At 72.2% G+C, this 26,485-nt stretch carries 25 protein-coding genes and 1 riboswitch; of the genes, 7 read left to right on the top strand and 18 right to left on the bottom strand.

The features are described from left to right. Window positions 1-102: 102 nt before the first annotated feature. Complete coding sequence (locus ACZ4Z2_RS13740) at window positions 103-894, bottom strand: lysophospholipid acyltransferase family protein (RefSeq protein WP_468075485.1); 792 nt, start codon at window positions 892-894, stop codon at window positions 103-105. A 197-nt stretch (window positions 895-1,091) separates the two neighbouring features. On the opposite strand from ACZ4Z2_RS13740, the gene ACZ4Z2_RS13735 reads away from it, so the two are divergent. Then, window positions 1,092-2,009: an alpha/beta hydrolase gene (locus ACZ4Z2_RS13735; protein WP_468075483.1), complete on the top strand. Its 918-nt coding sequence runs from the start codon at window positions 1,092-1,094 to the stop codon at window positions 2,007-2,009. Beyond that, a complete protein-coding gene (locus ACZ4Z2_RS13730; protein WP_468075481.1) occupies window positions 2,002-2,712 on the top strand; it encodes a hypothetical protein in 711 nt (236 codons plus the stop codon). Before ACZ4Z2_RS13735 ends, ACZ4Z2_RS13730 begins: the two co-directional genes overlap by 8 nt. 86 nt (window positions 2,713-2,798) lie before the next feature. On the opposite strand, the gene ACZ4Z2_RS13725 is transcribed toward ACZ4Z2_RS13730, so the two are convergent. The 6 genes from ACZ4Z2_RS13725 to ACZ4Z2_RS13700 form a co-directional block, all read right to left on the bottom strand. Next, the gene (locus ACZ4Z2_RS13725; protein ID WP_468075479.1) at window positions 2,799-3,557 is read right to left on the bottom strand and encodes an endonuclease/exonuclease/phosphatase family protein; all 759 of its coding nucleotides are present in this window, start codon (window positions 3,555-3,557) and stop codon (window positions 2,799-2,801) included. 182 nt (window positions 3,558-3,739) lie between these two features. Next, window positions 3,740-4,693 (bottom strand): ROK family glucokinase, encoded by a 954-nt coding sequence (locus ACZ4Z2_RS13720; RefSeq protein ID WP_468075477.1) that lies wholly within the window; start codon window positions 4,691-4,693, stop codon window positions 3,740-3,742. A gap of 95 nt (window positions 4,694-4,788) precedes the next feature. Next, window positions 4,789-5,295 (bottom strand): DUF5304 domain-containing protein, encoded by a 507-nt coding sequence (locus tag ACZ4Z2_RS13715; protein ID WP_468075475.1) that lies wholly within the window; start codon window positions 5,293-5,295, stop codon window positions 4,789-4,791. Between the two features lie 57 nt (window positions 5,296-5,352). After that, entirely contained in the window at window positions 5,353-6,522 is a 1,170-nt protein-coding gene (locus tag ACZ4Z2_RS13710) for an ArsA family ATPase (RefSeq protein WP_468075473.1), read from the bottom strand. A 210-nt stretch (window positions 6,523-6,732) separates the two neighbouring features. Beyond that, entirely contained in the window at window positions 6,733-7,173 is a 441-nt protein-coding gene (locus ACZ4Z2_RS13705) for an SRPBCC family protein (protein ID WP_468075471.1), read from the bottom strand. Between the two features lie 83 nt (window positions 7,174-7,256). Further along, window positions 7,257-8,054 (bottom strand): metallophosphoesterase family protein, encoded by a 798-nt coding sequence (locus ACZ4Z2_RS13700; RefSeq protein WP_468075469.1) that lies wholly within the window; start codon window positions 8,052-8,054, stop codon window positions 7,257-7,259. A gap of 307 nt (window positions 8,055-8,361) precedes the next feature. Between ACZ4Z2_RS13700 and ACZ4Z2_RS13695 the strand changes: the two genes are divergently transcribed. Next, window positions 8,362-10,158 (top strand): AMP-dependent synthetase/ligase, encoded by a 1,797-nt coding sequence (locus tag ACZ4Z2_RS13695; protein ID WP_468075467.1) that lies wholly within the window; start codon window positions 8,362-8,364, stop codon window positions 10,156-10,158. A 24-nt stretch (window positions 10,159-10,182) separates the two neighbouring features. On the opposite strand, the gene ACZ4Z2_RS13690 is transcribed toward ACZ4Z2_RS13695, so the two are convergent. Together ACZ4Z2_RS13690 and ACZ4Z2_RS13685 are read right to left on the bottom strand one after the other, a co-directional pair. Next, a complete protein-coding gene (locus tag ACZ4Z2_RS13690; protein ID WP_468075465.1) occupies window positions 10,183-11,820 on the bottom strand; it encodes a GMC oxidoreductase in 1,638 nt (545 codons plus the stop codon). 60 nt (window positions 11,821-11,880) lie between these two features. Further along, window positions 11,881-13,023 carry a glycosyltransferase family 4 protein gene (locus tag ACZ4Z2_RS13685; RefSeq protein ID WP_468075463.1) on the bottom strand — a complete coding sequence of 381 codons (1,143 nt, stop codon included), beginning with the start codon at window positions 13,021-13,023 and terminating at the stop codon, window positions 11,881-11,883. Window positions 13,024-13,267: 244 nt separating this feature from the next. On the opposite strand from ACZ4Z2_RS13685, the gene ACZ4Z2_RS13680 reads away from it, so the two are divergent. Beyond that, entirely contained in the window at window positions 13,268-14,509 is a 1,242-nt protein-coding gene (locus tag ACZ4Z2_RS13680) for a glycosyltransferase 87 family protein (RefSeq protein WP_468075461.1), read from the top strand. 23 nt (window positions 14,510-14,532) lie between these two features. Here ACZ4Z2_RS13680 and ACZ4Z2_RS13675 read toward each other — a convergent pair whose 3' ends face one another. Then, a complete protein-coding gene (locus ACZ4Z2_RS13675; protein WP_468075459.1) occupies window positions 14,533-15,441 on the bottom strand; it encodes an NAD(P)-dependent oxidoreductase in 909 nt (302 codons plus the stop codon). Between the two features lie 84 nt (window positions 15,442-15,525). Here ACZ4Z2_RS13675 and ACZ4Z2_RS13670 point away from each other — a divergent pair, with 84 nt between their 5' ends. Continuing rightward, window positions 15,526-15,888 carry a winged helix-turn-helix transcriptional regulator gene (locus ACZ4Z2_RS13670; protein ID WP_468075457.1) on the top strand — a complete coding sequence of 121 codons (363 nt, stop codon included), beginning with the start codon at window positions 15,526-15,528 and terminating at the stop codon, window positions 15,886-15,888. A gap of 31 nt (window positions 15,889-15,919) precedes the next feature. Here the strand turns inward: ACZ4Z2_RS13670 and ACZ4Z2_RS13665 are convergent, their stop codons facing one another. The 5 genes from ACZ4Z2_RS13665 to ACZ4Z2_RS13645 form a co-directional block, all read right to left on the bottom strand. Then, a complete protein-coding gene (locus ACZ4Z2_RS13665) occupies window positions 15,920-17,140 on the bottom strand; it encodes a Cif family virulence factor (protein ID WP_468075455.1) in 1,221 nt (406 codons plus the stop codon). 73 nt (window positions 17,141-17,213) lie between these two features. Continuing rightward, window positions 17,214-18,248: a C40 family peptidase gene (locus tag ACZ4Z2_RS13660; RefSeq protein ID WP_468075453.1), complete on the bottom strand. Its 1,035-nt coding sequence runs from the start codon at window positions 18,246-18,248 to the stop codon at window positions 17,214-17,216. 316 nt (window positions 18,249-18,564) lie between these two features. After that, on the bottom strand, window positions 18,565-19,599 hold the full coding sequence (locus ACZ4Z2_RS13655) for a C40 family peptidase (RefSeq protein WP_468075451.1): 1,035 nt from the start codon (window positions 19,597-19,599) through the stop codon (window positions 18,565-18,567). 260 nt (window positions 19,600-19,859) lie between these two features. After that, complete coding sequence (locus ACZ4Z2_RS13650; protein ID WP_468075449.1) at window positions 19,860-21,203, bottom strand: NYN domain-containing protein; 1,344 nt, start codon at window positions 21,201-21,203, stop codon at window positions 19,860-19,862. A 70-nt stretch (window positions 21,204-21,273) separates the two neighbouring features. Further along, complete coding sequence (locus ACZ4Z2_RS13645; protein WP_055541554.1) at window positions 21,274-21,513, bottom strand: hypothetical protein; 240 nt, start codon at window positions 21,511-21,513, stop codon at window positions 21,274-21,276. 191 nt (window positions 21,514-21,704) lie between these two features. Between ACZ4Z2_RS13645 and ACZ4Z2_RS13640 the strand changes: the two genes are divergently transcribed. Both ACZ4Z2_RS13640 and ACZ4Z2_RS13635 read left to right on the top strand, forming a co-directional pair. After that, window positions 21,705-22,481, top strand: a complete 777-nt coding sequence (locus ACZ4Z2_RS13640) for a rhomboid family intramembrane serine protease (protein ID WP_468075446.1) — start codon at window positions 21,705-21,707, stop codon at window positions 22,479-22,481. Further along, a complete protein-coding gene (locus ACZ4Z2_RS13635) occupies window positions 22,478-22,759 on the top strand; it encodes an Lrp/AsnC family transcriptional regulator (RefSeq protein WP_055516478.1) in 282 nt (93 codons plus the stop codon). The genes ACZ4Z2_RS13640 and ACZ4Z2_RS13635 overlap by 4 nt, the downstream gene beginning before the upstream one ends. 125 nt (window positions 22,760-22,884) lie before the next feature. Here the strand turns inward: ACZ4Z2_RS13635 and ACZ4Z2_RS13630 are convergent, their stop codons facing one another. The 3 genes from ACZ4Z2_RS13630 to trpD all read right to left on the bottom strand — a co-directional run bounded on the left by ACZ4Z2_RS13630 (window position 22,885) and on the right by trpD (window position 26,402). After that, entirely contained in the window at window positions 22,885-23,292 is a 408-nt protein-coding gene (locus ACZ4Z2_RS13630) for a hypothetical protein (RefSeq protein ID WP_468075444.1), read from the bottom strand. Window positions 23,293-23,401: 109 nt separating this feature from the next. Further along, window positions 23,402-24,772 (bottom strand): aminotransferase class V-fold PLP-dependent enzyme, encoded by a 1,371-nt coding sequence (locus tag ACZ4Z2_RS13625; protein WP_468075442.1) that lies wholly within the window; start codon window positions 24,770-24,772, stop codon window positions 23,402-23,404. A gap of 157 nt (window positions 24,773-24,929) precedes the next feature. Continuing rightward, a riboswitch (SAM riboswitch) is annotated at window positions 24,930-25,046 on the bottom strand. Between the two features lie 291 nt (window positions 25,047-25,337). Continuing rightward, complete coding sequence (gene trpD, locus ACZ4Z2_RS13620) at window positions 25,338-26,402, bottom strand: anthranilate phosphoribosyltransferase (RefSeq protein ID WP_468075441.1); 1,065 nt, start codon at window positions 26,400-26,402, stop codon at window positions 25,338-25,340. Window positions 26,403-26,485: the final 83 nt, after the last annotated feature.

The following is a 26,485-nucleotide window of genomic DNA, read 5'->3' as shown; positions in this document are numbered from 1 at the left end:
GACGGACGCGTGGTCCGTACGCGACCGTAACCGCCGGACGCGACCGTATCCGCCGGACGCGACCGTATCCGCCGGACGCGACCGTTCCGCCGGACGCGACCGCTACGAAGCCGGCCGGTCCCCGTCGCCGACGGACTTCTCGGCCTGCTCCTTGGCCGCCTGGTCCTTCTCGGCCTTGGCGAGTGCGGCCCTGGCGGCCTTGTCGGCCTCCTTCTCCGCCTTGGCCGCCTCCGCGATCTGCCGCTTGGCGGCGGTCGCGTAGATGTCGACGTACTCCTGGCCCGAGAGCTTCATGATCTCGTACATGACCTCGTCGGTCAGCGCGCGCAGGACGAAGCGGTCGTGCTCCATGCCCTGGTAGCGGCTGAAGTCGAGGGGCTTGCCGATCCGGATGCCGGGCCGCATGACCTTCGGCAGGACCTTGCCGGGCGGCTGGATCTTCTCGGTGTCGATCATCGCGACGGGGATGACGGGAGCGCCGGTGGCGAGGGCCACGCGGGCGAGGCCGCCGGGCTTGCCCCGGTAGAGGCGGCCGTCGGGCGAGCGGGTGCCCTCGGGGTAGATGCCGAACAGCTCGCCCCGCTCCAGGACCTGGATGCCGCTCCTGATGGCGGCCTCGCCCGCGCCCCGCGCGCCGGAGCGGTCCACGGGGAGCTGGCCGACGCCCTTGAAGAAGGCCGCCGTGAGCTTGCCCTTCACCCCGGGGGTCGTGAAGTACTCCGCCTTCGCGATGAAGGTGACCTTGCGGTCGAGGACCGCGGGCAGGAAGAACGAGTCGGAGAACGAGAGGTGGTTGCTCGCCAGGATCGCCGCGCCCTCGGCCGGAATGTTCTCCAAACCCTCCACCCAGGGACGGAAGGTGACCTTGAGCGGTCCCCCGATGGCGACCTTCATCGCGCCGTACAACAACCGAGTGCCTCTCTGTGTTCTGAGGATCAGACCTTAACCCGGACGACTGACGAACAGCCCGGCGCCCCGCCCCCCGCCGCCCCTCGGCCGACCGAAGCCCCTGGTCGGTGTCAGTGCGGTCGCGTACGGTGAACCTCACCGGGACTCGTTTCACACCCTTCTCATGAACAGGAGACCGAACCGTGCCGGTCCTCCCTGGAGCCGAGCCCTACCGCCATGAGGGCGGGCAGGTCGGAGTCCTCCTCTGTCACGGCTTCACCGGTTCCCCGCAGTCGCTGCGCCCCTGGGCCCAGTACCTCGCCGAGCACGACCTGACCGTCGTCCTGCCCCTGCTGCCGGGGCACGGCACCCGCTGGGAGGACCTGCGGATCACCGGCTGGCAGGACTGGTACGCGGAGGTGGACCGCGAGCTGCGCGCCCTGCGCGAGCGCTGTGCGCGGGTCTTCGTGGCCGGGCTGTCCATGGGCGGCGCGCTGGCCCTGCGGCTGGCCGCGAAGCACGGGGACGCGGTCGACGGAGTCGTGCTCGTCAACCCGGCCAACGAGGTGCACGGCCTGGCGGCCCGCGCCCTGCCCGTGCTGCGGCACCTCGTCCCCAGCACCCGGGGCATCACCGACGACATCGCCAAGGAGGGCGTCACGGAACTGGGGTACGACAAGGTGCCCCTGCACGCGGCGCACTCCCTGCGGACGTTCCTGCGGCTGGTCGACGGTGAACTGCCCCAGGTGACCCAGCCGTTGCTGCTGTTGCGCAGTACACGGGACCATGTGGTGCCGGCCGCCGACTCCGAGCGGGTGCTCGGCCGGGTGTCGTCCACGGACGTCACGGAGATCCTGCTGGAACACAGCCACCATGTCGCGACGTTGGACCACGACGCGGACCGCGTTTTCGAGGAGAGTCTCGCCTTCGTCACCCGTGTCGCGGGAGACGGGGCGCCGGACGCCGCGAAGGGGAACGAGGGGGAGTCGCCGGAGGGCTCCGGCACGGAGTCGGTGAAGGAGTCCGGGGCGGAATCCGTACAGCAGTCCGGGTCGGGGTCCGCGGAGCGGTTCGGTGCGGGATCCAAGGAGCAGAGGGAAGGGACGGCCACTGGTGGCTGAGCACGACTCCGAGCGTGAGCCGGAGGAGAAGGGCGCGCCCCTCGGCGAGCGCCACGGTGACTCACGCGGATCGGGCTCGGGCGGATCGGGCTCCGGTGGCCCGGGGGCCGCGGCCGGTGACACGCCGGGCGAGGAGCAGCCGGTGCCGTTCGACGAGGACGCCGCCTGGCGGGCCATCGTCGCCGGGTTCGGTGAGGAGCCGCCGGACCCGCCGGGCGCCAAGCCGTTCCGTTCGGTGGAGGATCTGGCACTGCTGGAGGCCGACCCGGAGGAGCCCTCGGACAAGCCCGCGGGCGGCGCCGTCGACAGTGCCGGACCGGCGGCCCCGAGGCCGCTGGGCAGCTCGGTCGCGTTCGCGCCCGGCGTGGGCGCCGGTCCACGGGACTACACGGTGCCCGACCCGGTGGGCGAGGACACCGCCGAGGACGAGGACGGTGACGAGGACGAGGACGGCGAGGGCCACTTCGTGCCGCCCGAGCCGCCGCCGCTGCCGGAGGCCGACGCGACCGCCAAGTTCGCCTGGCTGGGCGTGGTCGGCGGCCCCGTCCTGCTGCTGCTCGCCGTGCTGCTCGGCTGGGACATGACCTGGTGGCTGACCACCCTCGGCATCGGCGGTTTCCTCGGCGGTTTCGCCACGCTGGTGATGCGGATGAAGGTCGACGACGAGGGCGACGACGATCCGGGGCGCGGCGCGGTCGTCTGACCGAGGATCGCGAGGGCGCCATACGCCCAGCTGTCGCACCTGGACAGCTGGGCGATCGTCGAGGGGGTCAAGCGGCCGGCCGCGGGCTAGGACGACGCGGCGGGCACGGTGAGGGCGGCCAGGACCGGGAGGTGGTCCGTGGCCGCCCTCAGGTCGTCCCGGCTGATCCCCGGCTGGTCGAGTGGCACCCCGCAACCGAGGACCTCGATGCCGGGGGTGGCCAGGAGGGCATCGATGCGCTGGTGGGGGTCGGCCGGGGTGGAGGTGTACTCGCTGCCCCAGGGCGCGGTGGCCCAGCAGTCCTGGAGGGTGCCGGCCAGGCGCCGGAAGGTGCGGCCGTCGGGGCGTTCGTTGAGGTCGCCGCCCGCGACGGCGTGCTCCACGCCCAGGGCGGCGAGGTGGTCGAGGAGCAGGCCGCCCTGCTCGTACCGTTCGTCCTTCTGCAGGGAGAGGTGGCAGGACAGGACACCGAGGCGGGCGCGGCCGAAGCGGACCACCGCCGTGGCGAAGCCGCGTCGGTGCAGGCCGGGGGTGAGCGGCAGCAGGATGTCCTCGGTGTGCTCGACGGTGGCGCGCAGGCCGCACAGCAGGGCGGGACCCGCGGCGGTGGCGCCGCCGGAGAGGGTCACGAGGTCGCAGGCCGCCGCCAGCCGTGCGAGTTTCTTGCGCCAGCGGAAGAAACGAGGGGCTTCCTGGATGAGGACCAGGTCGGGGGCGCACGCCTTGATCACTCGGGCGAGGGCGTCGGTGTCGTCCCGCATGGAGCGGATGTTGTAGCTGAGGACGCGGACGGTCGCCGAACCGTCCGGGTTCGTGCGGGAGTTGGGCAGCGGGTTCGTCGCCATGGGGATCAAGATACGCCCAGGACGCGGGGGTATTTGTCCGTTTGCGGCTGTGGGGGGCGCGTGGCTCGGCGGGGGCGTGCGAGGGAGCGGGGGGCGCCTGCCCTGGCGGCCCGCGCGGCGGAGCCGCCCATGGGTACGGCCCCGCGCCCCTTTCGGGGTGCGGGGCCGCCGCCGATCGGGGGTCACATGATCGGGTCGGGCTCTCTCGCCAGGTCGGCGGCGCCCACCAGGCCCGCGTCGTTGCCCAGGCGGGCGGCGATGACCTCGGCGACCGGGCGCCAGTTGCCGCCGACCAGCCACCGCTTGTACGACTTGCGGATGGGGTCGAGGACCAGCTCGCCCTCGTCGGACAGGCCGCCGCCCACGATGAACGCCGACGGGTCGAAGAGCGAGGCGAGGTCGGCGAGCCCGGCGCCGGCCCAGCGGGCCAGCTCGCGGTAGGAGTCGACGGCGACGGGGTCGCCCTGGCGGGCGGCCATGGAGATGTGCTTGCCCTCGATGCCGTCGGGGGTGCCGTCGCCGAGTCCGAGGAGGGTCTCGGCGTTCTCGGGGGTCGCGTTGGCGCGCTGCTTGGCGTACCGCACCAGCGCGCGCCCCGACGCGTACTGCTCCCAGCAGCCCTGGCTGCCGCAGCCGCACAGCAGGCCGTCGGGCACCATGCGGATGTGGCCGAACTCGGCGGCCACACCGAAGTGGCCGCGGCGCAGCTTGTTGCCGATGATGATGCCGCCGCCGAGGCCGGTGCCGAGGGTGATGCAGATGACGTTGCGGTGGCCCTTGCCCGCGCCGAACTTGTACTCGCCCCAGGCGGCCGCGTTGGCGTCGTTCTCGACGACGACGGGCAGGCCCACGCGGGCCTCGACCTTCTCCTTCAACGGCTCGTTGCGCCAGTCGATGTTGGGGGCGAAGTAGACCGTGGAGCGCTGGCGGTCGACGTAACCGGCAGCGCCGATGCCGACGCCGACGATCTCGTGGCCGGCTCGCGCGCCCTCGACGGCGGCGGCGATGGCGTCCACGATCGCCTCGGGCGTACCCGGGGTCGGCACCTTGTGGGTCGAGAGGATGTTGCCTTCCTCGTCGACCACACCGGCCGCGATCTTGGTACCGCCGATGTCGACGCCGATGGTGAGTCCCATGAATCCCTCAGTTTCGGTCGAGCCCCGCTACGGCCAACCGTACCCGAGGGCCCAGCACCGGGGCTCCCGTCGTCCGCCGGGCGGACAGCCCGCCGTCAGTCCAGGTCGATGCGTTCGCCGGGGCCCGGGTCGCCGTCCTCGTCACGACGCTCCCGGTCGGCGGGGTCACGGGTGGTCCAGCGGCGTTCCTGGGCCTCGACGGCGGAGCGGTACGCGGCGAGGAGTTCGTTGCCCGCGGCGGCGAGGTGGTCGAAGACATCGGGGTTGCGTTCGATGACGGGTTCGACGGCGGCCTTGGCCTGCTGGACGACCTGGCTGACCATCTGCTGGGCCGCTCCGCCCGCCACCGCGCCGAGCAGCGGCGACTGGAGACCGGACAGCTTGTCGGCGACGGTGTCGACCAGCTTGCGCAGTTCCTCGGCGGCCGAGCCCGGCGGCGGCCCGTGCTGCGCCCGGCGGCGGGCCTTCTCCGCGGCGAGGTCCTCCTCGCACGCGGTGGCCCAGGCGTCGGCGTCCGTGGCCCGTACCTCGTACTCGTCCGCGGCGGCCTGGCGGGCCGCGTCCTGACGAGCGGCATCGGACGTGGGGCGCTCTTCGCTCATGGCGGACTCCTGCCTACGTTTCGTACCTTCGACGTTACCCGAACGGGGGTACGCGGTTCACCGGGTGCGGGGCCAGAACCGGGGGTCCGGGGCGAAGCGGATCCTCAGCTCGCCGTCCCGCAGAGCCGCCCCGTCGACCGTGCAGCGGCGCAGGGCCGAGGGCAGCGGCACGATACGCCGGAACCGCCCCACGGTGACGACCAGCTCGTCACCGCGCCGGACGAGGTCCAGCTCGTCACGCAGGGCGCCGGGCAGCGCGATGTGCCAGACGAGCACGCCGTCGTCGGCGAGCCGGTCGGTGACGGGCCACTCGACCGGGGCGGGCCTGTCACCCGCAAGGGGGACGTCGAGGGCGGTGAGGTCGTCGATGCCGCGCGGGTCGCGGCCGAGGTGGGCGACCTCCCGCACGGGGTGCCCGGCGCGCCACTCCGAGAGCGTCTTGTCCTGCTGGGCGACGAGGCCCGCGAGCCAGGTGTCGGAGGTGTCCGCGGGCAGGACCCGGTTGGCGACCAGCGCGTCCACGGGAAGGCCGCGCAGGGCGAGGCCGACGCACGTGTCCCGGACGTGGTCGGCGCCGCCGGGGCCGGGCTCGGCGACCAGTCGCACCGAGGTGCCCGGGTCGTCGACGACCGCGGCGACGGCGGCCAGCTCGACGTCCCAGCGGGCGGCCGTCTCGTACAGCCACTCCGCGGGCATCGGCACCCCGGCCAGCCGGCCGAGCACCGGTCGCAGGGCACGGGCCGCCTGGCGTTCGGCGGGCAGCAACCGCCGCAGGTAGCGGCGGAGTTCCTCCGGCAGGCTCAGCAGCGCGAGCGCCTGCGGGGCGGGCGGCAGATCGACGACGAGCAGGTCGTACGCCTCGGACAGGGCGGCGTCGCGCAGCGCGCGCAGGAGGGCCAGCTCCTCGGCGCCGGGCAGCGGGGTGAGCTCCTCGGCGTCCAGCCGGCCGGCGCCCAGCAGGTCCAGCACGGAGGCGGCCCGCTCCTGGAACGCGACGAGGTCCGCGCGGAAGCCGGCGGCGGCGTCGGGTCGCCACGCGGTGAGCCCGGGGCCGACCCGTGCGGGCTCGGCGCCGGTGGGGGTGCCCAGCACCGCCCCGAGACCGTCCGTCCGGTCGGCGCTCAGCACGAGCGTGCGGCAGCCCTCCCGAGCCGCCGCCACCGCCGTGGCCGCGGCGACCGTCGTACGGCCACTGCCGCCTTGCCCGGTGATCAGGATGGTCCGCATGGGGCTGAACGGTAACCCACCGGACGGGGGCCGGGACTCCGCTCACCGCGCGAACGGGGAGGAGGAACCGCCGGGCACTCAAGGGGCGCGGGGAACTGCGCGCCCGACCACGGCGGACCCGCAGCCGCGAACACACGCGTACCCCCGCCCCCTTGGGCGCTCGAAGGGCACCCTTGCGACCATGGCGAGTCGGGCGGGCGGGTGGGCGGCTCAGGCCCCCGATTCCACCCGCTTCTTCAGCCCCGCCAGCGCCCGATCGATGATCACCTTCTCCGCCTTCCGCTTGATCATCCCGAGCATCGGGATCTTCACGTCCACGGTCAGCTGGTACGTCACCTCGGTCGCCGTGTCGCTCACCGGCTTGAGGATGTACGACCCGTCGAGCGACCTGAGCATCTGCGACTTGACCAGCGTCCAGGACACCTCGTTCGCCCCGGTCCACGTGTACGCCAGCGTCTGGTCGTCCTTGATCGCCCCGGCGTCCATGACGAGCCGCACCTGCTCGGCGCGCCCCTCGTCGTCGGTCTTGAGGACCTCCGCCTCCTTCACCTCGCCCGTCCAGTCCGGGTAGCGGGCGAAGTCGGCGATCACTCCCATGACATCGGCCGCCGCAGCCTCGATCGTGATGCTCGAACTGGTGAATTCCGCCATCGCCGTGGCTCCTCCAGAGACGGTCCGGTGAGGGAGGTGGGTGCGCACGTATGTGCAGCGTGAAGGCTACCGTGCGTGCGGACTCACCACTCCAACGCCCACGGCTTCCCGCTCCCCGCGAAGTGCCCCACGTTCACGCACTCGGTCGCCCCGATCCGCATCCGCCGCGCCAGCGGCTGGTGGACGTGCCCGAACAGCGAGTACCGCGGCCGGGTCCGGCGGATCGCCTCCAGCAGCGCCCGGCTCCCCCTCTCGAACCGGCGCGCGACCGTGTCGTACACCAGCTCGGGAACCTCCGGCGGGATGTGCGTGCACAGCACGTCCACCTCTCCCACCGCCTCGATCTTCGCGGCGTACTCCTCGTCGCCGATCTCGTACGGCGTGCGCATCGGGGTGCGCAGTCCGCCGCCCACGAAGCCGAAGACCCAGCCCCCGATCTCGACCCGTTCGCCGTCCAGCACGGTCGTCCCCGGCCCCGCGTACTCGGACCACAGCATCGGCATGTCGACATTGCCGTAGGTGGCGTACGTCGGCTCCGGGAACGCCGCGAACAGTTCGGCGTACTGCTTGCGCACGGCCTTCTCGATCACGGCGGAACGGTCCTGCTCGATGCCCGCCCAGAGCCGGGCGCCGAGCTCGCGGGCCTCCTCGAAGCGCCGGGCGGTGCGCAGTTCGACGAGCCGGGTGGCGTTCTCGGCGCCGAACAGATCGGGGAAGATGCCGCGCGAGTGGTCCGCGTAGTCGAGGAAGAGGACGAGGTCTCCCAGGCACACCAGGGCGTCGGCACCCTCGCCGGCTCTGGCCAGGTCGCGCGCGTTGCCGTGCACGTCGCTGACCACATGAATACGCGTCCTGCGGTTACCGCCTGGTGTGGGTGCCATGGCGATCAAGCGTAGGCGGGTGCGGCATAGGTGAACAGAGTCGATCGAACCCACGGTTACTGGCCAGTCAGTAAGTGAGGGGATTATTGTTCCCCGAGAACCCCTACGTGTGACGCGGAAAACATCTCCCCGCACCCCCCTCGCGGAGAAGCCATACCGACGGGTAACGTCCGGGCAGTCCAGTCGTGCTCAGGTTTTCAACCAGTGAGGAACCCCAGGGGACCTGAGCGCTAGCCCCAGCCTTGGACCGCACCGTCGCATCACACGCGTACGTCGTGGCGCCGGCGCCCTATGAGGAGCAGCAGTCTTGCGCGAGTTCAGCCTTCCGGCTTTGTACGAGGTCCCCGCGGACGGCAATCTGACCGACATCGTCCGCAGAAACGCCGCGCAGCATCCCGATGTCGCCGTCATCGCCCGCAAGGTGGACGGTGTCTGGCAGGACGTCGACGCGGTCCGGTTCCTCGCCGAGGTGCGGGCGGCCGCGAAGGGGCTCATTGCCGCCGGTGTCCAGCCGGGCGACCGCGTGGGGCTGATGTCCCGCACCCGGTACGAGTGGACCCTGCTGGACTTCGCGATCTGGTCGGCCGGCGCGGTCACCGTGCCGGTGTACGAGACCAGTTCGCCGGAGCAGGTGGAGTGGATCCTCTCCGACTCGGGCGCCACCGCCATGATCGTGGAGCTGGACACGCACGCGGCCGCCGTCGAGTCGGTGCGCGACCGGCTGCCCGCGCTCAAGCACGTGTGGCAGATCGAGGGCGGCGGTGTGGAGGAGCTGGGGCGCCTCGGCCAGGACGTCACCGACGAGGCCGTCGAGGAGCGCAGCTCGCTGGCGAAGGCGGACGACCCGGCGACCATCGTCTACACGTCGGGCACGACGGGCCGCCCGAAGGGGTGCGTCCTCACCCACCGCAGCTTCTTCGCCGAGTGCGGCAACGTGGTGGAGCGGCTGCGGCCCCTGTTCCGCACGGGCGAGTGCAGCGTGCTGCTCTTCCTCCCGCTCGCGCATGTCTTCGGCCGGCTGGTGCAGGTCGCGCCGATGATGGCGCCGATCAAGCTGGGTACCGTACCGGACATCAAGAACCTCACGGACGAGCTGGCCTCCTTCCGTCCGACGCTGATCCTCGGCGTGCCGCGGGTCTTCGAGAAGGTCTACAACTCCGCCCGGGCCAAGGCGCAGGCCGACGGCAAGGGCAAGATCTTCGACAAGGCGGCGGACACGGCGATCGCGTACAGCAAGGCGCTGGACAGCCCGTCGGGACCGGCGCTCGGGCTGAAGATCAAGCACAAGGTGTTCGACAGGCTCGTCTACAGCAAGCTGCGGGCGGTGCTCGGCGGCAAGGGCGAGTTCGCGATCTCCGGCGGCGCCCCGCTGGGCGAGCGTCTGGGGCACTTCTTCCGCGGCATCGGCTTCACGGTCCTGGAGGGCTACGGCCTGACGGAGTCCTGTGCGGCGACGGCGTTCAACCCGTGGGACCGGCAGAAGATCGGTACGGTCGGGCAGCCGCTGCCGGGCTCCGTCGTACGGATCGCGGACGACGGCGAGGTGCTCCTGCACGGCGACCACCTGTTCAAGGAGTACTGGAACAACCCGGGCGCGACCGCGGAGGCGCTGGCCGACGGCTGGTTCCACACCGGTGACATCGGCACCCTCGACGAGGACGGCTACCTCAGGATCACCGGCCGCAAGAAGGAGATCATCGTCACCGCGGGCGGCAAGAACGTCGCCCCGGCCGTGATCGAGGACCGGATCCGGGCGCACGCGCTGGTCGCGGAGTGCATGGTGGTCGGCGACGGACGTCCCTTCGTGGGCGCGCTGGTCACCATCGACGAGGAGTTCCTGGGCCGTTGGGCCGCCGAGCACGGCAAGCCGGCGGGGTCCACCGCGGCGTCACTGAGCGCGGACGCCGATCTGAACGCGGCCATCCAGGCCGCGATCGACGACGGCAACGCCGCGGTGTCGAAGGCGGAATCGGTGCGGAAGTTCCGCATTCTCTCCTCCCAGTTCACGGAGGACTCGGGCCACCTGACGCCGTCCCTGAAGCTCAAGCGGAACGTGGTGGCGAAGGACTTCGCCGACGAGATCGAGGCGATCTACGCGAAGTAGCCCGCCCCCGGCGTACGACGGGCCCTATGGCGCGGTGTCCTCGGCGAGGACCCGCGCCATCGTGCGTTCGGCGAGCGCGGTGATGGTGACGAACGGGTTGACCCCGATCGAGCCCGGCACCAGCGAGCCGTCGGTGACGTAGAGCTTCGAGTAGCCCTTCACCCGCCCGTGGTCGTCGGTCGCCTTTCCGAGGACGCAGCCGCCCAGCGGGTGGTAGGTGAAGTCGTCGGCGAACACCTTGTTGGACGAGCCGAACAGGTCGTACCGGTAGATCGTGCCGTTGGCCGCGTTGATCCGGTCGAAGAGCTTCTTGGCCATGGAGACGGAGACCGCGCTCTGGGCGGCGCTCCAGCCGAGCTTCGCCGAGTCGCTCGCGGCGTCGTAGGTGAACGACGCCCGCTCGGGGTTCTTGGTGAGGGCGAGGTAGAGGCTGACCCAGTGCTCAAGACCGGTGGGCAGCGGGGCTATCTCGGCGAAGACGGGGTTGGCGGTGTTGGCCCAGTCGTCGATGCCCAGCACCGGCATGGTCGACTGGTTCGCCCCGACCGTGTCCCACAGGTGGTTGGCCCGGCCCAGCATCACGTTGCCGTTGGTTCCCCAGCCGGCGCCGACGCTCGCGTTCAGCGCGGGCAGCGTGCCCTTCGCCCGGGCGCGGACCAGGAGTTCGGTGGTGCCGATGCTCCCGGCACCCAGGAAGAGGTACGTGCAGCCGTACTCCTTGGTCTCGACGACGGTGTTGGTGTCGTCGACGCGGTCGACGGTGACGACGTAGGTCCCGTCGCCCTCCCTGCGGATGCCCCGGGCCCGCTCCATGGTGTGGAGGGTGACGTTGCCGGTACCGAGGGCGGCGGCGAGGTACGTCTTGTCGAGGCTCTTCTTGCCGTGGTTGTTGCCGTAGATGACCTCCCCGGCGAGGGCCGACTTCGTCGCCGTGCCGGCGGCCTCGCGCTGCATGTGGCCGAAGTCGTAGACGCTGGGCACGAAGGTGGTCTTCAGGCCGGCCTTCTGGGCGTGGGCGCGGGAGACCCGGCTGAAGCGGTACCACTCGGTGGACTCGAACCACGCCGGGTCGACGGTGTTGACGCCGAGCATGGCGCGGGCGCGCGGGAAGTACGTGCCGTACATCTCGGCGGTGTCGACGGTGGGGAACTGCTCGGCGAAGTACGACCGGGGAGGGGTCACGGCCATGCTGCCGTTGACGAGGGAGCCGCCGCCGACGCCGCGCCCGAGGAAGACCGACATGTCGGCGTAGCGGACCCGGTCCAGGACGCCGGGGTAGGGGCTGATGTCCCGGTTGACGACGTCCAGCCACAGGAACGTGGCGAGCGGGGCCTCGGTGCGGGTCTTGAACCACATGGATCTGCTGTCCGGTTCCCTGGTCGAACAGAAGACCTTGCCGTCCGGCCCGGCCGTGTTCCACAGGCGGCCCATCTCCAGGACGACGGTGCGGATGCCGGCCTGTCCGAGGCGGAGGGCGGCCACTGCGGCGCCGTAACCCGATCCGATCACGAGCGCCGGGGAGGTGTCGACGGCGTCGGGCTCGACGGCGTGCGCCGACTGGAGGCCCACTCTCGTGAGGCCGAGGGCGGCGGCCGTCTGGAGGGCCGCCATGCCCAGAATGCGACGGCGAGAAAGGTGAGGTTGCGTCAGTTTCTCTGTCATGCGCACAGGATGGGCGGGCACCCCCCAGAGGACCAGAGATGCTGGATATCCCTTTTGCCGCTACAGCAACAGCTCCAACTTTTCGGCCAGCGTGTCCCACCGCCACCGTTCCTCCACCCACGCGCGCCCCCGCTCCCCCATCCGGCGGCGCAGCTCCGGGTCGCCGAGCAGGGTGACGACGCGTTCGGCGACCTCCTCCGGGTGACCGCCCCGCACGACCCAGCCGGTCTCGCCGTCGAGCACGGCGTCGGGGGCGCCGCCGGAGTCACCGGCGACGACGGGGAGGCCGGTGGCGGACGCCTCCAGGTAGACGATGCCGAGGCCCTCCACGTCCAGCCCGCCCCGCCGTGTGCGGCACGGCATGGCGAAGACGTCGCCGGCGCCGTAGTGGGCGGGAAGTTCGGACCAGGGGACGGCCCCGGTGAACCGGACCGCCCCCGCGACGCCGGTCTCCTCGGCGAGTCGGCGCAGCTCCTTCTCGTACGGCCCTCCGCCGACGATCAGCAGGACCGCGTCCGGCTCCTCGGCGAGGACGGCGGGCATCGCCCGGATCAGGGTGTCCTGGCCCTTGCGGGGGACGAGCCGGGAGACGCACACGACCACCGGCCGGTCGGTGAGCCCGAGCCGGGCGCGGACCTCGTCACCGCCGGAGGCGGGGTGGAAGGTCTTCTCGTCCACGCCGGGCGGCAGCTGGACCATGCGCCGGGCCGCCTCGGGGGTGAGGGCCGTGGCGATCCGGGAGCGTGTGTACTCGCCGAGGTAGGTGATCGTGTCCGTGCCCTCGCCGATCCGCCGCAGCAGCTGCCGGGCGGCGGGCAGCTGCGCCCAGCCGGCCTCGTGGCCGTGCGTGGTGGCCACCAGCCGCCGGGCGCCCGCACGGCGCAGCGCGGGGGCCATCAGGCCGAGGGGGGCCGCCGCCCCGAACCACACCGACGTGCAGCCGTGCTCCCGCAGCAGCCGTACGGCCGTCCGCGTGGCGCCTGGCGTCGGCAGCAGCATGGTCGTGCGGTCGCGCACGACGGTGAAGGGCTGCTCGGCGTCGAAGGCGGCCGTCGCCTCGGCGCCCTCACGGCCCCGCTTCCAGGTCGAGGCGTAGACGACGACCTTCCCGGGGTCCAGGCGCAGCGCCATGTTGTGCAGGAACGCCTGGATGCCGCCGGGCCGGGGCGGGAAGTCGTTGGTCACGATCAGGGTCTTGTGCATCGCCGCCGACCCTACCGAACGGGGCCGCGACAGCCGCCGCGAGGCACCTCGCGCGGGACGGCACCCGGTCGAGAGGCACCCGGCACAGGACCCGCTCGGCAGGCGTCTCCCGTAGGATCCGCCCCTGCTTCACCGCCGTCTCACAGCCGGTCGGGAGATCATGTCCCCCCACCCGCACAATCGTGGGGTGATAGGCGCGGAGACGACACGCCGGGCGCGGCGGCATTTCGAACAGGGGCATCGGATGGCTCAGCTGTACATGAGGGGCACACGGCGGCCCCCCTTCGGCCTGCTCGCGGTCTGGGGCGCGACCAGGCTGGTCCTGCTGCTGTTCGTGTTCAAGGTGTGGGTGTTCCCGGGCCCGGACGTCACCACCGACGTGTCGGTCATCTACCAGGGCTGGTACGGCACCCTGCGCGCCGGAACGTATCCGCTGGACGACGTGACGTGGCAGTACCCGCCGGCCGCCGCCCTCGCGATCCTCTCCCCCGCGCTGCTGCCGTTCCTGGAGTACGCCTCCGCGTTCTTCGTCCTCGCCTTCCTCGCCGATCTGGCGGTGCTCGCCCTGCTCCTGTACACCGGCGGCCGGCCGGGCCGGTCCCGGCGCGGCGCCTGGGTGTGGGTGGTGGGCCTGCCACTGCTCGGCCCGACGGCGTACGCCCGCTACGACGTGATGGTGACCGCGGTCGCGGTCGCCGCGCTCCTCGCCGGGAGCCGCCGTCCGGAGGTGATGGGGGTGCTGACGGCCTTCGCGGCCCTGCTGAAGGTGTGGCCGGCGCTGCTGCTCCTGGGGGCCCGGGGCCGTACGGCGTGGCTCTGGGCGGTGGCCACGGCGGCCGGCCTGTCGCTGGTTTTCGCCGTCTCGAGGCCCGGCGCGTTCGCCTTCCTGACCTTCCAGCGCGACCGGGGCACCGAGGTGGAGTCGCTGGGAGCCCTTGTCTTCCACGTGGCCCGGCACTTCGGCTGGGACGGCCAGGTGCTGCTGAACTACGGCTCGGTCGAGTTCCTCGGCGACCATGTCGACGTCGTCAGCAACGCGGCCCTGCTGCTCAGCGGGGTGGCCTTCGCCTGGCTGCTGCTGTGGCGGGTGCGGGCCCGGCGGTTCGCCCCGCACACCCTCGCGGACGCCGCGTTCACGGCGGTGCTGATGTTCACGGTGACCAGCAGGGTGATCAGCCCGCAGTACATGGTGTGGCTGGTCGGCCTCGCGGCCGTGTGCCTCTGCTTCCGGGCCGGTCGGATGCTGTGGCCCGCCGTGCTGGTCCTGGCGGCGTCCTTCGTGACCGTGCTGGAGTTCCCCGTCTGGTTCGCCCATGTGGTGATGAGCGACTGGCTGGGCATCACCCTGCTCTTCGTCCGCAACGGCCTCCTCGTGCTGGCCACGCTCGCCGCCGCCCGGGAGCTGTGGCGGAGCACGGTCCCGCACCCGCGCCGGGCGGCGGTCCCCGGCCAGGCGGCCCGCACCCGGGAGTCCCTGAGGTCGTGAGCGCGGCCGGGGCGGCGACGGCGTCAGCCGGGGACCCGGATGCTGTCGATGATGCGGGTCCAGTTGTCGCCGCCGTGTCCGTTCTCGACGGCGCGCCGGTAGTGGGCCCGCACGGCCAGGGGAAGCGCGAGGTCGAGGCCGAGCGACGTGCTGGTCTCGACGATGTGGTCGGCCGTCGCGCCCATCATGGTGACCGTGCTGAGGTCCCCCGGATGCTCGCCGGCGTCGAGCGCGGCGCCCGGGTGCTCCTCGCCGGCCCTCAGCATGGCGCCGATCGTGTCGGTGAAGGACAGCAGCTCCGGCAGCGCGTCCTTGGCCGGCGTCCCCGCCGTCCCGAGCATCGCGGTGGCGTGCATCAGCCCGGACAGGGTGGTGAGGAACACCGCGAGCTGCGCCTGGTACATCAGCTGGGCGAGGCCCGGGTCGGCGCCCAGGTACAGCGGCGTCCCCAGCCGGGCCAGCGCCTCCCGGTGGCTCTCGAACACCGGGGCGTCACCGCTGTAGTAGACGCGGGACGCCTCCGTGCCGACCATCGGCGCGGGGACCATGACGCCTCCGGTGAGGAAGGCGGCGCCGTGGCCCTCCGCCCAGGCCGCCGCCTCGCGGGTGCGGTCGGGGGTGTCGGAGCTGAGGTTGACCAGTGTCCGGCCCGCGAGGGAGGCGGTGGCGCCGTCGAGGATGTCGTACATGGCCCGGTAGTCGGTGAGGCTGAGGATCACGAGGTCGCCGGCCAGGACCGCCGCACCGGGTGTCGCCGCGCGCGTCGCGCCCTCGGCGACGAGGCCGTCGGCGCGGGAGGCGGTGCGGTTCCAGACGGTGACGGGGTGGCCGGCGGCGAGCAGGGCGCGGGTCATCGCCTGCCCCATCGGGCCGAGCCCGATGACGGTGACGGAACTGTCCTTGACCGCGGGGGAGTTCTGGTGTGCGTTCACTCCTCCATGCTCGAACAGCGCCAGTAGTCTCGGAAGTACCTACTAATTACTGCGGTACTTACCTTTTCGTAAGGGGGATCGGTGATGGCGAGGGCGCCGAGACGGGGGCCGTACATCTGCGGCATCGACGCCGCGTTCGACGTACTGAGCGGCAAGTGGAAGGGGTTCATCCTCTGGGAACTGGAGACCCACCGGGTACGCCGCTTCGCCGAACTCCGGCGTGGGATGCCGGGCGTGAGCGAGAAGATGCTGACGCAGCACCTGCGGGAGCTGGAGGAGGACGGTCTCGTGCACCGGGAGGTGCACGCCGAGGTGCCGCCGCGGGTGGAGTACTCCCTGACCGAGGACGGGCGGACGCTCAACCGGGCCCTGGAGCCGCTCGGCGCCTGGGGCGTCGAGCGCATGCGCCGCGAGGGCACCGAGGCCGCCGGGACCGCGCACGGTTAGGCGGGCCGCGTGCGCCTCAGGAGCAGGGCGCTCAGTCGAGCTGCGCCCGGACGTACTCCCGCCACTGCGCGGTGAAGGCGGCGAGGTCCGTGCCCAGGACGTCCTCCAGGGCCCCCTCCACCGCCCCGGCGCGTTTCCCGTGGGCCCCGACGGCGCGGTAGAACTCGTCGAGCCGTACCTCGCCCCAGCGGTCCGCGATCAGCCGGCAGGCCAGCCAGCCGCCCTCGTAGGCGCGGGCGAGCCGGCCCGGGTCGCCGGTGAACCCGAAGTCGGCGTCCGTCGGCAGCGCGTCGGGGACCCGCCCCGCCGCGACCGCCCTGCGCAGCTCCGGGGCGACCTCCGGCGCGGTGCGGCCGGTCGCCCGGTAGCCGGCCCAGTCGGCGTACCCCTCGGAGAGCCACAGGGGCGTGGCGGCGTTGGTGTGGGCCCGGGTGGCGACATGGGTCGTCTCATGGGTGAGGACGACCTGCTTGCCGAACGCGCCGAGCACCGCGTAGGCGTCGGGGTTGACGATGATCCGGTCCGCGGGCGCCCTGGCCGCGCCTCCGGCCTCCCCGGTGGTGACGGCGGCGATCCCCCGGTAACCGGACGCGGGCGCCCCGAGGAGTTCCGCCATCTCCTCCAGCGACTTCGGGACGAGGACGACGACCCGCCGTGCCCAGTCCTCGCCCCACGCCTCGGTCACGGCGGGCACGGCCCGGTCCGCCAGCCGGGCGTACTCCCGCAGGTTCGCGTCCGACCGGCCCACCCCGAGCACCAGGCTCCGCTCACCGCGGACGGCCCGTATCGGCCCCTGCTCCCACAGCTGTTCGGTGCCCTCGTCCGACGGCTCGTCGGAGGCGACCCGCCACCGGCCGTCGTCGTCCCGCGCCAGAGTCAGCGTCCGTACGGCGGTGACGGGCGCCTTGTCGTAGCCGCGTATCCGGTAGCGCAGGGCAGCCTCGGCCGTCGCCCGGTCGCCGGTGCGCCGAAAGCCGGTGAGGTCGTAGGACCAGGAGGCCAGCGGCAGATCGCGGAGGTTCGCGAACTCGGCTGCCCCGCCGGCCCGTTGACCGCTCGTGGTGACCACCGGCTCCTCTGTGGCCCGGTACGCCGCGGCGTCCCGTTCCAGGACCGCCGTCGCCCGCCGGTCGAGCATGGCCTCGACGTCGGCGCGCGCGGAGTCCGGTGCGGCGCCCCCGCAGCCGGCGAGCAGGGTCAGCGCGAGACACACTCCCGCGCCTCCCACGAGCGCACGCCTTCGACCAGCCACGTTCCCGATCGTACGGCGGCCCGGCCGCCCCGTGGGCGGGGCGGCCGGGCCTCGATGCGGAGCGGGGGCACGGTCAGGGGCGGGTGACCGAGGCGACGGGCATCATGCCGACGGGGTCGTAGCGGACGGGGGCGCCCGGGTAGGGGGCGTGAATGACCTGGCCGTTGCCCACGTACATACCGACGTGGCTGGCGTCGGAGCGGTAGGTGACCAGGTCCCCGGGCTGGGCCTGGGAGAGCGGGACCTGGGTGCCCGCGTACCGCTGGGCCTGCGAGGTCCGCGGGAGCGCGACCCCGGCCTGGGCGTACGACCAGACCATCAGACCCGAGCAGTCGAAGCCGTGGGGGCCGGTGGAGCCCCAGATGTACGGCTTGCCGAGGGCGGAGCGGGCCGCGGCGACAGCGGCGGCGGCACGGGCGTTGGGGGCGACGGCGCCCGAGGGCTCGGGGGTCTCCCGCTCCATCTCGCCACGGCCGGAGCGGGAGGCGCGGTCGTACTCCGCACGTTCCTCGTCGGGGAGGGAGTTGAGGAGTTCGCGGGCCTTGGCGAGCTTCCGCTCGACGGTCCGCTTGTGCGCGGCGACGGCCTTGCGGCTCTTCTCCAGCTCGGTGAGCTTCCCGGTGGTCTCCTGCCGCTTCTGGGTGAGGTCCCGCATGGCCTGCTGGAGGTCGTGGAGTTCGCCCGCCTGGTGGGTGCTGATCCGGTCGAGCGCGGACGCCTTGGCGAGGTAGTCGTCCGGGTCGGTGGAGAACAGCAGGGTCAGCGACGGGTCGAGGGCGCCCGAGCGGTACTGCGCGCCGGCGAGCGAACCGAGGGACTCCCGCATGGCGTTGACGCGGTCCTGCTTGCGGGCGATGGCGTCCTGGGCGGCGCCGACCTGGTCGCGCAGTTCGTCGGCGCGCTCGTCGGCTTTGTTGTACGCCTCGGTGGCCCGTTCGGCCTGCTCGTACAGCCGGTCGACCTCGGCGCGGGTGGTGTCGTGCGGCGCGGCGGCGGCCTGCTGGACGGGGATGGCGCCGAGCGCGGCGGCCGCTGCGGACAGCACGCCCAGGGCGGCGGCTGCGCCCCGGTCGAACCCGGACGGTACAAGGCGACTGTGGGACCCCACGGGAAGCCGCACTCCCTTCGACGGCGGACAGGATCCTCCCCGGGCACGGCGTCGAGGCACCCCTTCGCGGGGGCGTTCTCACGGCGGGTGAGGGAGGCGCGGCCGACAGTAGCCGCGCGACCCGGTCACAGCCAAAGACCTCGGCGGGCACGGAGCGTGACACCCCGCTCGGGACGCAGGTCATCAGCGGGGCGCGGGGTCAGCGTGAGGTGCGGGAATTCGCCCGTTCGGGCGGCCTTGTGTCCTGATCTTGAACAAGAAAGAGGCCGGTTGTCACTGTGAGTGAGCAACCGGCCCCTTGTGGGCGCTGCGGGGGTCAGACGACGCGGACGCCGAACTGGAAGGAACCGATGGTGTCCATCGACTCGTAGCGGACGACCTTGCCCGGGTAGGGGGCGTGGATGACCGTGTTGTTGCCGGCGTAGAGGCCGACGTGGCCCAGGTTGTTGAAGAACACCAGGTCGCCCGGCATGAGCTGGTCACGGCCGATCTTGGTGCCGTCGTTCTGCTGGGTGTACGTGGTCCGGGAGATCGACACACCGGCCTGGGCGTACGCCCACTGCGTGAGGCCTGAGCAGTCGTAGGAGTTGGGGCCGCTGCCGCCGGAGACGTACGGCTTGCCGAGCTGGGTGTCGGCGGCGGCGAGCGCGGCGGCGGCGCGGTCGGAGGCCGGCACGTCCTTGCCGAGTTCGACGCGTTCGCCGGCGTCGCGGCTGGCGCGCTGCTCGTCCTCGGCGAGGGAGGCCCGCTCCTGGGCGGTGAGGCTGTTGAGGAGCTTCTGCGCCGCGGCGAGCTTGCTCTGGTATTCCTTCTTCTTCTTGCCCAGGGTCTCGCGGGTCTCGGCGAGGTCCTCGAGCTTCTCGGCCGCCTCCTGGCGCTGCTGGGCGAGGGCCCGCTGCTTCTCCTGGATCTTCTTGAGCTGCTCGACCTGCTGGCCGCTCAACTGGTCCAGGGTGGCGGCCTTGTCCAGGTAGTCGTCGGGGTCGGCGGAGAGGAAGAGCTGGATCGAGGAGTCGATGCCGCCCGTGCGGTACTGGGCGCTGGCCGCCTGACCTATGCCCTCGCGCAGCTCGTTGAGCTCCTCCTGGCCGCGGGCGACGTTGTCCTGGATGGTGGAGATCTCCTTCTGGAGCTTCTCCTGCTTCTCCTTGGCCCCGTTGTACTTGTCGGTGGCCCGGCCCGCGTCTTCGTAGAGCGCGTCGACCTTGGCCTTGACCTCTTCCTTGCTCGGCTTGTCGCTGGGGGCGGCGTTGGCCGCCTGCGAGGTCAGTGCCACGGCAGCGGCGGCGGCGGTGGTGAGCACGCTCACTCGCGCACGACTCGGCTGCTTCGGTCGACGGTGGGACGCCACGGTAGGTGAACTCCTTCTTGTGAGCGATCGCCCGAGGGGGACCGGCGGCAACGATCACCCGTCCAGAGGTTTGAGCCCAGACCCTAGTGACCCAACGGTGATCACTTCAAATCCCCCACAGGAAAAATCCCATCCCCCGGGGCACTCTTTACACTCAACACACATGCAGTAATGCTCGATTGACGCTACGTTGCGCAACAGTTCCGTCAAATCGGTCATAGCGCCCGTACGTTGCGGTTGGCGCGGACGTGATCGAAAGGTCAGGAAAGCCGCTTGAGGAGCACCGCCGAGGCCACGGGCCGCGCGCCCGCCTTGGCGACCCCGTCGGCCACCTCGCGGTCGGTGGAGGCGACGATGACCGGCCGCCCCGGCGGTTCGGCGCGCACCAGCTGGCGGATCAACTCGTCGGCGGTGACGCCGGGCTTGGAGAACAGCACCCGCACCCCGCGCGGCGGCGCGAGCAGCACGGGGGCGGCCAGCTCGGCCCCGTCGAAGACGCAGGTGACCTCGGCGCCGGTCTGCGCGGCGAGCTGCGACAGCTGCCCGAGGAGCCGCAACCGCTGCTTCTCCAGCGGCATCTGCGGATAACCGGTCTTGGTGACGTTGTAGCCGTCGACGACGAGGTGGGCCTGCGGGAGCGCCAGCAACTGGTCCAGGATGGCCGGGTCGTTCTCGGACAGCGCGCGGGCGGCGATGTCCTTCGGGGTCATCCGCCCCGGCTCGACCGCGTCGACGGTCTCGGCGGGCCGTACGGACACCGGCGGCAGCGCCAGCTCCCGTCTGAGGCCCTGGGCCGCGTCCAGCACGGTGTCCAGCAGCAGCCGTACGCGCATGTCCTCGACGCTGCGCCCCTCGCGGGCCGCCCGCCGGGTGGCCTCCAGGGCGGCCTCCGCCTCGCCGAGCCGGGCCTTCAGCCGCCGGGTCTCGCTCTCGGCGGCGGACACCTGGGCGTGGCCCTCGGCGCGCAGGGCCTCCATCTCGGCGTGCAGCTTGCGCAGGGCGGCCTCGCCGCGCTTGACGTCGCTGAGGGCGGCACGGAGCTTGCGGTGCAGGGAGTCGGCGTCCTTCTTGGCCGATTCCAGCTCCTGGCGCAGCCGTTCCGTCTCGGCCCTGGTGTGGTCGCGGGCCTCGGCGAGCTGCTCGCGCAGCCGCTCCAGCTCGGCGCGGCTCTCCTCGTCGGCCCGCTCGGCGTCGGCCCGCTGGGCCTCCTCGCCGGCCGCGGCGACCAGCTTCACCCAGCCCGCGGGGCGCAGGACGTAGGCGGCGGCCGCCACGTCCAGCGGATCGGCGGCCGGCGGCGGGGCGCCCGCGTCCAGGGCGCCGGCCAGCTCCGGGTGGGACTCCCGGAACCGCTCCCCGATCCGCTGTCTGAAAAGCGTGTCGCTCTCGACCGCGGCCGCCATGGCGTTGCCCGCGAACTTCACCCGGCGGTTCGGGGCGAACCGGGCGTACTGCCGGAGCTGTGCGGGCAGTTCGGCGATGGTCAGGCCGCCGAACCCGTCCGACACGATCTGTACGACACGCCGACGCACGCCTTCGGGCAGCGGACGGTCGAGCACCTCAGCGGCGCCGTCGCCCGGCCCCCCGCCTGCGGTCTCCACCATCCGTCACACCCCAATTCCATGCGGGGCCCTCCCCCGCTCCCGACCTCGTCGAGCGGAGGGACCCCCATCGTCAGGAGCCGGCGCCCGGCCTGTCCACGAGTTCCACCTGGTCCACGGCGTTGCACCAGCGGCAGCGGACCGACTCGATGGTCTCACTGACCACCTCGCGCTCCTCGACCTTCGGCTCCCCGGCGAGGTCCAGGTGAACGTACTCGACGACCTTGGACGAGCGGGTCACGTCGAACCGCGTGAGATTGCCGCAGAGGGTGCAGCGCCAGCGGGTCGTGGCCGTCGGCAGGGGAACCGTCATCGTGGCTGCTCTTCCTTCTTCCAGTCTCCGTGATGCGCGCACCGGACTCCCGGTGCGTGTGGCTCGTAACCCTACGGCCTGACCGGTACTCGCCGCCCGTCCGCCCGAGGAGTGGTCGCGGCGGTGACGACGAACCCCCTCGGCGGCGAGGCGGTCTGTGCGGGTGGGTCCCGTTACGTCATGCTCTGCTCATGATCGGCAAGTGGAGCGCACATGTATTCGGGCCCGGGTCCGCCCGGGGGGCGCGGCAGCCGCTCGACCGGACCGTACGGAACGAGTCGGCGCCGGTGACGTACGGGCTGATCGCCGCCTGCTGCCTGGTCTTCCTGATCGGTCCGGCGGCGGGTCTGAACCCCGTGTACGGCGCCGGGGACGAGCTGCTCGCCGCGCAGCGGGCCTACTTCCGCCGCTGGGGTGTCGTCCCGGTCGAGCTCTTCACCGGCGCGCCGCGCGCGGTCCTCACGCCCCTCACGGCCCTCTTCGTGCACGGCAGCTGGCTGCACCTGCTGGGCAACATGCTGTTCCTCTTCGTCTTCGGGGCGATGGTCGAAGAACGCATGGGCCATGTGGAGTTCGCCCTCTTCTACGTGGGCTGCGGGTATCTCGCGCTGGCGGCGTACGCGGTCGCGCACGCCGGGTCGCAGCAGTCGTTGGTGGGCGCGTCCGGGGCGATCTCCGCCGTCCTGGGCGCCTTCCTCTTCCTGTTCCCGAGGGCGGGTGTGACGAGCCTGTTCCCGTTCCTGTTCTTCCTGCCGCTGCGCTTCCCGGCCTGGGTGACGCTGCCGTTCTGGGTGACCCTCCAGTGGCTGGCCGCGCGCCGGGAGACGTCCGGGCCGGGGGTCGCCTACCTGGCACACCTCGTCGGGTTCGCACTGGGGTTCGCCTACGCGTGGGGGCGTTACGGGCGGAGGACTAGAGTGACAGCGAATGCCCCCGCCCCGGCCCCCGAGGGAGAACACCAGCCGTGATCACCGCGATCGTGCTCATCAAGACCAGCGTGGACCGGATCCCGGAGATCGCGGAGTCGATCGCCGCGATCGAGTCGGTGACCGAGGTCTTCTCGGTGACCGGTACGTACGATCTGGTCGCCATGGTCCGGGTCAAGGCCCACGAGGACCTCGCCGAGGTGATCCCCGGGCGCATCAGCAAGATCCCGGGGGTGCAGGGGACGGACACCCACGTGGCGTTCCGGACGTACTCGCAGCACGACCTGGAGGCCGCGTTCGCCATCGGCCTCGACGGCTGACCGGGTCCGGGCGGCGGCCGGACAGACGCCGCGCGGCGGGCCCCCACCGAGGAGGACCCGCCGCGTCGAGCTGCCGAACGGGCTCTACGACCGTCCGGCGATCACCCGGGACTCGTCTCCCGGGGTCACTTCCAGCACCACTTCTTGATCGACTTGTAGGCGCTGATGTCCGGGTCGGTCGACCCGCGCATCCCGGTCTTGCGCACGATCTGACGGTCCCTGCCCCGGCTGTCCTTGCCGTACCACGTCTTGGTGGTCCGGTTCCACGTCGAACGCGGCAGCCGCTTGTTGGTGGGATGGTCGGCGTACGGCGGCACCCACGCGCCCCGGCCGCACTTGTAGTCGGCCACCGCGTTCACCTTGTAATACGTCATGGTGTGCTGGTAGTTCTTGGCGTCCCACAGGCACAACGAGCCCTTCGGCTTGCAGTCGCCCATGGCGGCCTCGGCCGAGTCCGCCTGGATCCCGCCCGCCACCACCATGCCCACCGTCATGGCGGAGGCGATCGCGAGCCCCTTCATCCCACGCTTCATCCGTACTCCCCGTAGTGAGCGGCCGCGAAGACCGACCGCCCACCCACCTTAGGCAGCCCCGCTCACCCTCGAACAGTTGTCCTTTGGGGCAGGGTGGCGACGGGTGACCTCAGGTGGCGGGGACGCAACGCCCGTCCTCGGTGCGGTAGTTCCACCGGGCGCCGTCCCGGACGAGTTCCTTGACCGCGCCCACGAACCGCTCGACGTGCTCGTCGGGCGTGCCCGCGCCGAAGCTCACCCGGATCGCGTTGAGGGACTTCTCCCCCGGCGCGGCCTCGGGGGCGCCGCACTCGCCCTGGGTCCCCGGGTCGCTGCCGAGCAGGGTGCGGACCAGCGGGTGGGCGCAGAAGAGGCCGTCGCGCACGCCGATGCCGTACTCGGCGGAGAGGGCGGCGGCGAAGTGGGAGCTGTTCCAGCCCTCGACGACGAAGGAGATGACCCCGACCCGGGGGGCGTCGTCCCCGAACAGGGAGAGCACCCGGACCTCGGGCACCTCGGCGAGCCCGGCGCGGACGGTGTCGATCAGGTGCCGCTCGCGGGCGACGAGCGTGTCGAACCCGGCCTCGGTGAGGGCCTTGCAGGCGGAGGCGATGGCGTAGGCGCCGATGACGTTGGGCGAGCCGGCCTCGTGGCGGGCGGCGCTCTCGTGCCACTCGACGTCCACTCCCCCGTCCGTACGCCGGGTCACCTTGCGGGAGGCGCCGCCGCCCGCGAGGTAGGGGTCCGCCTCGCGCAGCCAGTCGGCGCGCCCGGCGAGGACGCCGGAGCCGAACGGCGCGTACAGCTTGTGCCCGGAGAAGGCGACCCAGTCGACGTCCAGGTCCCGCACGGACACGGGGTGGTGGGGCGCGAGCTGCGCGGCGTCGAGCACGATCCGCGCGCCGTGCGCGTGCGCCGCGGCGGCCAGCTCGCGCACCGGCCAGATCTCACCGGTGACGTTGGAGGCGCCGGTGACGCAGACCAGCGCGGGACCGTGGGGGTCCCGGTCGGCGAGGGCGCGCTCCAGCGTGGCGACGGCCTCGCCGGGCGTCCGGGGCGCGTCCAGGTACGTCACGCGGGCGTTCCGCCACGGCAGCAGCGAGGCGTGGTGCTCGGTCTCGAAGACGAACACCTGGCAGTCGGCGGGCAGGGCTGCGGCGAGGAGGTTCAGCGAGTCGGTGGTGGACCGGGTGAAGACCACCTGGTCGTGGTCCCGGCAGTCCAGGAACGCGGCGACGGTGCGGCGGGCGTTCTCGAAGAGGTCCGTCGACAGCTGGGACAGGTACCCGGCGCCCCGGTGCACGCTCCCGTAGTACGGCGCGTACGCCGCCACGTCGTCCCAGACCCGCTGGAGCGCGGGGGCGCTGGCGGCGTAGTCGAGCGCGGCGTAGGTGACCTCGCCGCCGGTGACGAGCGGGACGGTGACATCCCGGCCGAGAACGGACAGCGGGGCACAAACGGACTGGTCGGCGGCAAGGGTGGAGACGCTGGGGACAGACATGGGGAACTCCCGTGAGAGGGCATGCCGAAGGAGGGCATGCTGGAGAAGGAAGAAGGGTGCGCGGAGGCGGGGCTCGGCGGCCCTATCGCATTCGCTTGCTCACGGAAGGCTCCCTCGAACGACCAGGACCCCTGGCCCCACGCTGTCGCGTGTGAGGGGTCCGCGCTTGCCGTAGACCTCGCTGCCTACGACCTGGTCTTCACCCGGGGCACCCCGCCACGGACGGAGGGTTGCCGGACAGCCGGCCGGGGCCTTGTGGCTGTCACTCATGACCTGATCAGGAACGTACGCGAAGTGATCGCCGGGCCGCAACTCGTGTCCGGATGGCGGGATCGAGCGCCTCGTCACTCGGGGGTGCGCGGTTCGTGGGCGAGTGCGGGTGGGTGGGGGCCGTTCGCGCAGTTCCCCGCGCCCCTGAAAAGCGACCGGGGCTACGCCCCGTGCTTTTCAGGATGAAGGGCGGGCCGCAGGCCCTCCCCTTAAGGGGCGCGGGGAACTGCGCGACAAGCCACAACGGACCCGCACACGCCAACGCACCCCGCACCGCCCCCACCTGCTGCGACGGCTACCGATTCGTCGCGGTGACCCAGCGGTCGAGTACCTTCCGCGCCGCCCCCGAGTCGATCGACTCCGCGGCCCGTTCCATCCCGGCCCGCAGCTGCTCCGCCAGCGGCCCGCCGCCCGGGTCCAGGGCCACCAGCGCCGCCGCCGAGTTCAGCAGTACCGCGTCCCGCACCGGCCCGGTCTCCCCGGCCAGCAGGCGTCGTGCGACATCCGCGTTGTAGGACGCGTCGGCCCCCCGCAGCGCGGACACCGGCACCAACTCAAGGCCCACGTCGCGCGGGTCGAACGCCTCCTCCGTCACCTTGCCGTCGCGCACGACCCACACCCGCGACGTCGCCGTGGTCGTCAGCTCGTCCAGCCCGTCGTCGCCGCGGAACACCAGCGAGGAGTTGCCCCGCTCCGCGAAGACACCCGCCATGATGGGCGCCATCCGCGGATCGGCCACGCCGACCGCCTGGGCCCGCACCTTCGCCGGGTTCGCCAGCGGCCCCAGCGCGTTGAACACCGTACGGATGCCCAACTGCCCGCGCGCCGCGGCCACATGGCGCAGCGCCGGGTGGAACTTGACCGCGAAGCAGAAGGTGATGCCCGCCTCCTCGGCGACCTCCGCCACCCGCTGCGGCGTCAGCTCCAGATTGACGCCGAGCTTCTCCAGCACGTCGGACGCGCCCGAGGCCGAGGACGCGGCCCGGTTGCCGTGCTTGACGACCTTGGCGCCCGTACCGGCTACCACGATCGACGACATCGTGGAGATGTTGACCGTCTTGGCGCCGTCTCCGCCCGTGCCGACGATGTCGACGGTCCGCCCCGACACCTCGATCACGTTGGCATGCTCGTACAGCGCCCGCACCAGCCCGGTGATCTCGTCGACGGTCTCGCCCTTGGCCCGCAGCGCCACCACGAACCCGGCGATCTGCGCGTCCGTCGCCTCGCCGCGCATGATCTGGTCCATCGCCCAGAACGTGGCGCCGGCGTCCTGGTCCTGTCCGGACAGCAGCGCGTTCAGCACCTGGGGCCAGGAACGGCCCGCCGCGGTGTCGCCTCCAGCGGGGGTCACAGCGCTCATCAGCCGCTCCTGGTGGTCGTAGCCGCGGGGCGGTCACCGCCCGCGGACGCGAGGTAATCGATTGCCCTCACCCTATCCAGCTC

The organism is Streptomyces sp. NPDC030183, from assembly GCF_055573455.1.
Note: the sequence above shows the minus strand (reverse complement) of the source record. Positions and strands in the feature narration are given on the sequence as shown.